Source organism: Kitasatospora sp. NPDC057738 (genome assembly GCF_042798815.1).
Lineage (GTDB): Bacteria > Actinomycetota > Actinomycetes > Streptomycetales > Streptomycetaceae > Kitasatospora > Kitasatospora lactacystinica.
The window spans coordinates 47,768-56,291 of the sequence record NZ_JBHVJT010000054.1 but is presented as its reverse complement, the minus strand read 5'-3'; the positions used below and the strand labels follow the sequence as shown (position 1 = coordinate 56,291).

Sequence of the window (8,524 nt, the reverse complement as noted above, 5' to 3'; positions counted from 1 at the left end):
GGGGGGTGTACGCGGCCACCGCCCTTTTCTGTTCGGGGGGGGGAAAACCTCGGGGGGAAAAAGGGGGGGGGGAAAGCCCGGGGGGGGGGGGAAAGAACCCCCCCCGCCCCGCGAAACGGAGGGGGGAATCAGACCCCGGTGGAGGTGTTCAGCTCGACGTTGTAGTCGGCGAGCTTGGTGATCTGCGCGGGGCTCAGTACGCCCTGGTACAGCCAGACGTCGTCCAGCTCACCGGAGAAGTACTCGCCCCACGCGCCGGCCGCCCGGTTGCGGCCGAACTGCACGCCGCCCGTCGCCTCGTAGGGCTGCGGGGCGCCGGTCCAGGAGATGTGCGGGGTGCAGCCGGTCGAACCGTCCGGGCAGCCCTGGTTCTCGATCTGGCCGCCGACGTACAGGGCGAGCCGGTCCGCGAAGGCGTCGTAACTGACCGCCAGGTGCGTCCAGTTCTCCAGGACGGAGGTGGCCGGGGTGTGGGCGGTCAGGGTGCGGACCGCGCCGGTGGCGTCGGAGTCGCGCACCTCGGCCTGCCACTGGCCGGTGGGCTGGCCGTTGGCGTCCTTGCCCAGGGCGTGCCAGCGCAGGGTGACCGCGCTGTTGTTGGCGCCGGCGACAGACAGCACCGTCATGTCCCGGGTCGGGACGCCCGCGGTGTTCGCCCAGCCGGCCAGGGTGAAGCTCTGGCCGGTGTGCAGCGGGACGGAGCCGGTGGCCGCGTAGCCGGTGGAGCCGTCCAGCAGCAGGGTGCCGGGGGCGGGCAGCACGCCGCCGTCGGCCTTGATCGAGGCGCCGCCGCCGAGCTGGGCGCCGGCCTTGGCCGGGCCCTCGTCCGGGGTGACGGCCGGGGTGCCGGTGGCGGAGGAGAGCTTCCAGCGGCCGGCCAGCTGCGGGCGCTGCTGGACCATCGCGCCGGCCTCGGGGCCGGTGACGACGCGGTCGTAGAGGCGCACGTCGTCGATGTCGCCGCCGAAGAACTCGCCGTTGGCGCCCTCGCGGTTGACGGCACCGATCTGCAGCGGGCCGGGGTTGGCCCACGGCGCGTTCTGGGTGTAGTCGGACTCGCCGACCAGGAAGCCGTTGATGTAGAAGCGCAGCTTCTTGGCGGCGGTGTCGGAGACGCCCAGCAGGTGGGTCCACTCGCCGGTGGTGCCGGCGAAGCAGGGCGCGCCGTTGATCTGGGTGCCCGGGGTGCAGTCGGGCTGCCAGGTGCGGACCAGGGTGTCGGCGGAGGTGTCCTCCTTGTAGCGGCCGAAGATCCAGCGCTTCCAGTAGGTGGAGTAGTACAGCGAGAACTCGCTGTTGTGCTGGCCGATCTGGGTGACGGCGATCTTCGCGGTGGTGTCACCGGGGGTCGGCGCGGGCAGCTTGACCCACGCGGAGACCGAGAAGTCCCGGCTGCCGTCGACCTGCGGGCGGGTGCCGCGCAGGTAGTCGTCGACGCCGTCCAGGTGGATCGCCTTGTCGGCGATGCCGGGGCGGCCGAGTGCGACGCCGTTGTAGGCGGTCAGGTTGTCGGTCTCGGCGGTGCCGGCCGGCTTGGCGTCGCTGCCGTTCAGGTGCCAGACCGCCTTGGCGGGGCGACCGGTGGCGAGCTGCTTGTCGGCGGCCACGTCGGAGACCTCGGCCGTGCTGAGGGAGCGGTCCCAGACCCTGACCTCGTCGATCGAGCCGGGCCAGTTGCCGACCCATTGGCCCTTCCAGCGGTTGCGGCCGATCTCCAGCGGGCCGTGTCCGTCCCAGACCGCGTTCGCGGTGGCCGACTTGGCGAGGGTGCCGTTGACGTACAGCTGGATGGTGCGCGTGTCCATGTTCCACACGCCGGTCAGGTGGGTCCAAACCCCGGTCGTCGCGGGATCGGCGGACTGCACGGAGACCGTGGTCGCGTCCTGGTTGCCGGCCGCGGTCTGGACCTTGAAGCCCCATTTGGAGACACCGGCGACGTTCTCGATGCCGAGCTGGAAGGCGTAGTAGTCCGGGCCGCTCTGGCTGACCGCCGCGCGGTTCCAGTCGCCGCCGTTGAACCGGACCCAGGAGGACACGGTGAAGCTGCGGGAGGTGTCCAGCACGGCCGACGATGCCTCGGCGTAGCCGTTGGCGGTGCCGTCCAGGGTGAGGGCCTCCTTGAGGTGGCCGGGCGTCCCGGGGGTGGCGCCGGAGCCGAGGGTGGCCTCGAAGCTGCCGCCGGTTCCGGCGACGGAGGTGCCGCCGGCGGCGTCGTCCATCGACCAGCCGGTGCGCTGCGGCTGCCCGGAGAGCACGTTGAAGTAGTACGTCTCGGGCTGCGAGGCGTTGCCCGCGCCGTCGACGGCCCGGGCGGAGAGGAAGTGCACGCCGGCGGTCTGCGGCTGGACGCGGACGGTCTGTCCGGCGCCGCCGCCGGTGGCGATCTCGTTCGCCGCGGACGGCGAGGTGTCCAGGCCCCACTGGTACTTGACCACGTCGGTCGCGGCCGACTTCAGGGTGAAGTAGCCGTTCCTGCCGACGCCGTCGGTCCAGGGGAGCGCGGCGGTGGCGTCCTTGGAGCCCGGGTAGGCCTCCGAGGTGATCGCCGGGCCGTCCGGTGCGGAGGTGTCGACGATGAAGTAGCAGCCGGTCGGGTCACCGTCGGAGGACCACGGCCCCCACTGCGCGCCGTCCCAGGCGCGGGCCTCCCAGTCGAGCTGGAGGTTCTGCGGCAGGCCGGTGGGCAGCGGCCAGGAGAACATCGAGCCGGAGGCCTTGAAGGTGTCCCACCCCGGTGCTGCGTCCTCCGAGCCGGTGGACCACCAGCGGCGGCGCAGGCCGCTGCCGTCGTCCCAGCCGACCGCGAACTGCACGCCGATGGCCTCGCCGTCCGGGTCGCTCGCCCGGGTGGTGACCTGCGGCATCTTGTTGATCTTGATGCCCGGGTACTGGCAGACCGAGCCCGGCGACATCGTCATGTCGGACATCGGGATCTGGTTGGGCCGCAGGTTGTAGTACACCGACAGGTAGGCGTCGTCGGTGAAGCGCTTCCAGGCGAGGGTGTCGCCCTCGTTCTGGGCCTTCAGGCCGAAACTGATGGTCGGCCAGCCCCAGTTGGCGGCGTCCTGGACCAGGTTGCGCACCGCGCCGTCCTGGCCGTACTCCAGCCAGCCGCCGGGGCAGCTGCCGCTCCAGCCCTTCGCGGTGTTGATGGTCTGCAGGTAGCGGCCCCAGAACCCGGAGGCGTTCTGGCTGTTCCAGTTCAGGCCGGGGGAGATGTAGCCGGTGTTCCACAGCTCGACGGGCCGGGCGTCGCAGGAGTACGACCAGCTCTCGTAGGTGCCGAAGGTGGCGCTGAGGATCTGCTTGCCCACGAACGGGTTGGAGACCTGGAAGAAGGCCCGCTTCACGTCGGTCGGCGCGCACCGCGAGGTGTCGCCGCAGTAGCCGACGCCCCAGTCGTGGACGTAGCTGCTGTTGTACGTGAAGTGCCAGTACGCCTGGTTCGGGTAGCTGCGCGAGACGCCCGCCCAGTCACCGGCGTGCGGGGTGTTCCACGCCGGGTCGATCATCACCGGGTAGACGGTGTCCGCGGCGTCCAGCATGCCCTGGTCGGGCGACAGGACCAGGCCGTCCTTGGGCAGGTCGACCTTGAGCCGGGTCATCTTGGCGCCCTCGCCGGGCAGGTCGCCGTAGCCGGCGGCGGCGAGGTCGCCCGGACCGGCCGCGGGGGCGCCCGGGGCGGGGGCCGCGGCGGGGGCCTCGGCCTGCGGTGCCGCCTGCGGGGCGGCCTTGAACGTCTTCGGGGCGGCGGCCGGAGCGTTCGCCGGGGCGTCCGGTGCGGCGGCGGCCGGGGCGTTCGGCGTGGCGGTCGCCGGGGCGTCCGGCGTGACGGCGGCCGGCTTGGAGGAGTCCCACATCACCGGGACGGGCGCCTCGAAGACGGTGCCGCCGCCGGACGGGTCCTTCGCCTTGAGGGTGCCGTCCGCCTCCTGGCTGACCGTCAGGCCGGTGCCCTGCAGGCCGAGCCGGAGCTGGTCCAGCTCGGGGTTCTTGGCGGCCTCGGCGGTGTGCACCACGATGACCTGGGTGAACCCGGTCCTGGTGGCGGACAGCCGCAGGTCCACGTCCGGCAGGATCGACGCGTACTCGGCGGTCGCGCCGTTGACCTTCGGCTTGGGCAGCGGCTTCGGCCAGCTGAGCTTCAGCTCCTTGCCGGCCCGGGCCATCGTGACCAGCGGTTCGCTGCCGCCGCCGGAGAACCGCAGGTCGGCGGTGGACCCCTTGGGGGCGACGGCGCCGCCGGGCAGCGCCTGCAGCGTCGGGTCGAGCTCCACCCAGGCGCCGTTCTTGCGCACCCGCTTGGGCTGGACGTAGGTGGTGGTCTTCAGCTTGCCGTCGGGCTGGGCGACGGTGTCACTGGTCTCGCTGCGCTTGGCGAGTACCTCGACCGGCTTGCCGCTGCGGGCGGCCTCCTTGACGGCCATGCTCTCGGCGGTGTCCTGGGAGCCCGTCAGGCCGGGCGGTGGCGTTCCGCCGGTCGCGGCGGCGGCCGGCCCCACCGCGGTCGCGGTCAGGGCGACCGCGGCGAGTGCCGCGGCGAGCAGACTGCCCGACCGTCTTGCTGCTGTTCTCACTGTGCGTAAGCTCCGACTTCCGATATGTGGGCGAAGTTTGAGCGGATCTTTATGGACGCTTAATCAGGTGTCAAAGGTTCATGAGAAAACCGCGCGGACGCATGCCCGTGTCGATGCGCCGTCAGAAGGGGAGCAGCGCAGGTAAAACCGGACAAACCACTTGATGTGCTGTGGCGGAAGTCACATGCCCGGAGCGCTGTCGCGGAGTGATCCGGCCTCCGGGTGGCGGCGGCGAACGGTGACCGACAGCTTCGAGGCGGCGCCGCGGCGAGTGGCGGGCATCCCATCCCCTGGTTGTCGGTGCTGGTCACCCGGGGTGTCGCGGATGCGGGCGGCGCGGTCCGGGCGGCAGTGGGGGCCACGGACGGTCACCGACGTGCCCCGGAAACGGGACGCCGGTACGGGGGCGGACGGTTCCCGGGCGCGTCGCGACCGAGGGGGAGCGGTCCTCGGGACATTTCCGCTCTTTCCGCCTGGCTGTTCGTCAGATTTCTTCGGCGGAATAACTCGGCCTTGCTGTGGTCAAGTTGTCGTCAGGTCGGTGAATCGGAAATGCCGAATCGGGTTCCGGGAAAAGCCGATTAAGGAGCGGAAGGCGCCGCGTCCGGGCTCCGGTCCGCCGCCGGGCCGGCCGGCAGCGGCGGCAGGGTCCGCAGCGCCCGGGCGACCTGCCCCAGCCAGCGGGTCTCGGCCTCCATGCCGCCGGCGTGCGGCAGGCGCGGTTCGGCCGGCGGCGGGCCGCTGCGGAGGGGGCCGTCGGGAGCCCGGGTGCGGGCGCGGCGCAGGGCGGCGGCGATCCGGACGGCCTCGGCCCGCGCGGCGGCGTCGGTGCCGGCGGCTTCGACGGCGGCGGCGTCGGTGGAGGGGACACCGGTGGAAGGGGCCTCACCGGGGCTGCCGTCGGGGGAGGGGGAGTCCTCGGCCGTGCGGTAGCGGCGCAGGATCAGCAGCCCGTCCCGGATCTCGATGACCCGTCGGTAGAGGGCGAGTTCGGCGTCGGCGGGAGGCATCCGGCCGGCGGTGATCCGGCCCGTGGCGATCCGGCCGCTGGTGATCCGGCCCGTGGTGAGGGCGATCTGCGGGAAGGCCGCGTGCAGGGCCCGCCACAGCGGCCCGAGCGACCGGTAGCCGCGGTACGCGGCCCGCCACCGCCGGGCGGCGCGCCCGGCGCGCGCCCACAGCAGCGTGGTGGCGCCGGCCAGCAGCGGGACCGCGCAGACGCGTCCGAGCGCCAGCGAGACGGGGTCCTCGGTGGTCAGTTGACGGCCCGTGCGCAGGGCGCCGAGGACGTCGTCGAGGCCCCAGGCGGCCCAGAGCAGGCCGGCGGCGGTGGTGAGGGTGACCAGGCCGAGGGCCGTGCGCAGGGCCGTGTCGTCGGCCCGGCGGGTCCAGTGGGTCGTCCGGCGCAGCAGGGTGACCAGGCAGCCGGCCACGTAGCCGGTGATGACCAGGTCGTAGCCGGCCAGCGCCACGGGGCCGAGGGCGCCGGTGGCCACCAGTTGGCCGCCCTCCTCCCGGGGCCGGGCGAGCAGGAACAGGACGGTCGCGGCGAGGACCGCGAGGGCGGTGCCGACGCAGCGGCGGCGCAGCGCGCGGGCGTCGGCCTCGGGGCGGCGCAGCGCGACGGCGGTCAGTGCGAGGAATCCGGCGGAGCCCGTCCGGAGGTGGTCGGTGAGCATGCCGGTCAGGCCCGCCAGGCCGGTTCCGTGGTCGATGTCCACCCCGGCCCGGGCGGCCGTCAGCGCCAGGAAGGCGCCGAAGCACCAGGCGAAGCAGCAGGTGAAGAGCAGGGCCGGCGAGCGGCCGCGGCGCCGGCCCGCGAGGAAGCGGTAGGTGCCCAGGCCGAGCAGGAAGGCCGCGGCGAGGGCGAGGACGGGGTCAGTCATGCGGGCCGGTCGGGCGGCGGGTGCCCAGCAGGGGGGAGAGCCGGTGCGCCCACTCGGCGTCGCGGGGCTCCGCGCCGGACGGCCGGCCGCCGGGCAGCAGGGCGCGCTTGAGGATCAGCGAGGCGAGCAATTCCGCCTCCTGCTCCTGCGGTTCGAGGTAGACGGTGCGTCCCAGGACCTTCCCGATCAGTGCCGGGGACAGGTGCGGCAGCAGGCCGCGGGTGAGTCCCGGGTCGGCCGGGGTGCCGTCGGTGTGGCCCAGCAGGAGGTGGGCGTACTCGTGCACCAGGATGTGCTGGCGGTGCACCTCGCTGGTGTCCTCGGCGTAGACGATGTAGTCGGCCTGACCGGTCGTCACCAGCAGTCCGCACGGCGCCCCGGGCCGTGCGGGTACGGCGATCAGGTCGATGGGCCGGCCGCGGTCGCGGGCGAGTCGGGCGACGAGCTCGGCGGCGTCGAACGGGTCGGGGAGTTCGAGCGAGTCGCTGATCGCGCGGCAGCGCCGCATCAGTCCGCCGTGCCGTCGGATCCACCGCAATGCGCGCCTCACCTGTCCGCCGGGGCCGGCGTGGCCGGTCGGCCGTCGCGTCGCGGGGTGCCTCCCGGTGGCACCGCGTCGTGCTCACCGGGAGGGTTTGCCCCTGGCAGCCTCCCGGCGAGCGATAGTCTCGATCACATCGGAGACCGTGTCCAGGGCTTCGGGCGAGAGTTCCACCGCCCGCAGTGCCATGTTCCGGACGCCGGCGTCCCGCAGCGCCTCCAGGAGGGCGAGTTCGGCGAGGATCTCCTCGGACCGGTCGTCGAAGAAGTAGGCGGGCGAGACCTGGAAGAACCGTGCCAGGGCTTCCAGGTGACGTTTGGTCGGGTTGTCGCGCCTGCCGGTGCGCAGCTGCCACAGGTAGGTGGCCGAGAAGGTCTCGCCGGTGGCCTCGCGGCAGGCGCGCGCCACGTCCTCGTTGCTGTACTGCTCCCGGTTGGGGCGCCGGACCGTGCGGAACAGCGTCTCGATCTTCTCGGCGAGCGAACTCGCCCCGGCTCCCGCCATCTCCGCCTCCTGCGCCACCTGGCCTCCTGCGCCACCACTGCCGGTTCGGGCGGCGCTGGTGCACGGGGTCGGCCGCCGGGGAACCATCGTAGCTTCGGGCACGGCGCCGGTGTCGGGCCGTGCCGTTTCCCGGCCCCATCGCGGGCGGGAGGGGGTGTCGCGCGCGGGACGGCGGCAGCGGTGGAAGACGCCGCGGCAGGTGCCCCCGGAGTGCCGAACACCCGGGGACACCTGCCGAGTCGACCGGATCGACACCGTTCGGTCGTCGGGCCGGTACGCGGTTGTCACCCCTCGTGCAGCGCCCACTTGTTGCTGTCGACCCGGGTGTTGCCGGGCAGGGCGATCAGTTCCGGCTTGAACAGCGGCTGGGTGTCCATCGCGGGTTCCCAGGTCGCCAGCTTCTCGTCCTGCGGGACCTCGATCCGCCGGTCCGCGGCGAGGTCGGCGACCACCTTCAGCAGCAGTCGCACGCCCAGCGGAGCCAGGTGGTCGCGCCACAGGCTCTGCGCGGTCGAGCCCGGGGGCACGAACAGGTGCTCCTGGGCGGCGAGCGGGCCGCCGTCGGTGCGCTCGGTGAGGTGGTAGACGCTCCCGCCCGTCACCTTGTCGCCGTCGCGGATGGTCCATCGGATCGCGTCCCGGCCGCGGTGCAGCGGCAGCAGGCTGGGGTGGTACCCGATGGTGGCGACGGTGGCCCTGGCGCGCGTGTTGCGGCCGAGGAAGGCGTGCGAGTGCGCGGCGACGATGATGTCCACCCCGTCCGGGATGTGCATCGCGCGCAGTTCGGCCGAGTCCGTCCAGGGGATGTCCCGGGGGAACGCCCAGGCGCGCAGGCGGTCCCAGGCCATCGCGTCGCTCTCGTCGGACTTGCCCTTGCGCAGCCGGGGCGCGGCCGCGCCGACGATCTTGTGACCGTTGTCCAGGAGGGCTTCCGCGACCTGAACCGCGAACGCCCCTTGTCCTGACATGTAGATGTTCATCCGCACTCCTGCGGTCGCTGGTTCGGGTGGTGGTCG

Annotated in this window: 5 protein-coding genes; all 5 read right to left on the bottom strand. The window is 73.1% G+C overall.

What is annotated here, in order from left to right; translation table 11 throughout:
• Positions 1–128: 128 nt before the first annotated feature.
• The gene (locus ACFVGO_RS26825; RefSeq protein ID WP_380634490.1) at positions 129–4,577 is read right to left on the bottom strand and encodes a LamG-like jellyroll fold domain-containing protein; all 4,449 of its coding nucleotides are present in this window, start codon (positions 4,575–4,577) and stop codon (positions 129–131) included.
• Positions 4,578–5,158: 581 nt separating this feature from the next.
• Positions 5,159–6,463: an MAB_1171c family putative transporter gene (locus tag ACFVGO_RS26820; protein ID WP_380634488.1), complete on the bottom strand. Its 1,305-nt coding sequence runs from the start codon at positions 6,461–6,463 to the stop codon at positions 5,159–5,161.
• Positions 6,456–6,971: a ParH-like protein gene (locus ACFVGO_RS26815; RefSeq protein ID WP_359906740.1), complete on the bottom strand. Its 516-nt coding sequence runs from the start codon at positions 6,969–6,971 to the stop codon at positions 6,456–6,458. Before ACFVGO_RS26815 ends, ACFVGO_RS26820 begins: the two co-directional genes overlap by 8 nt.
• 114 nt (positions 6,972–7,085) lie before the next feature.
• Positions 7,086–7,508 (bottom strand): XRE family transcriptional regulator, encoded by a 423-nt coding sequence (locus ACFVGO_RS26810; RefSeq protein ID WP_380356168.1) that lies wholly within the window; start codon positions 7,506–7,508, stop codon positions 7,086–7,088.
• Positions 7,509–7,792: 284 nt separating this feature from the next.
• On the bottom strand, positions 7,793–8,488 hold the full coding sequence (locus ACFVGO_RS26805) for a formyltransferase family protein (protein ID WP_359906746.1): 696 nt from the start codon (positions 8,486–8,488) through the stop codon (positions 7,793–7,795).
• Between the last annotated feature and the right edge of the window lie 36 nt (positions 8,489–8,524).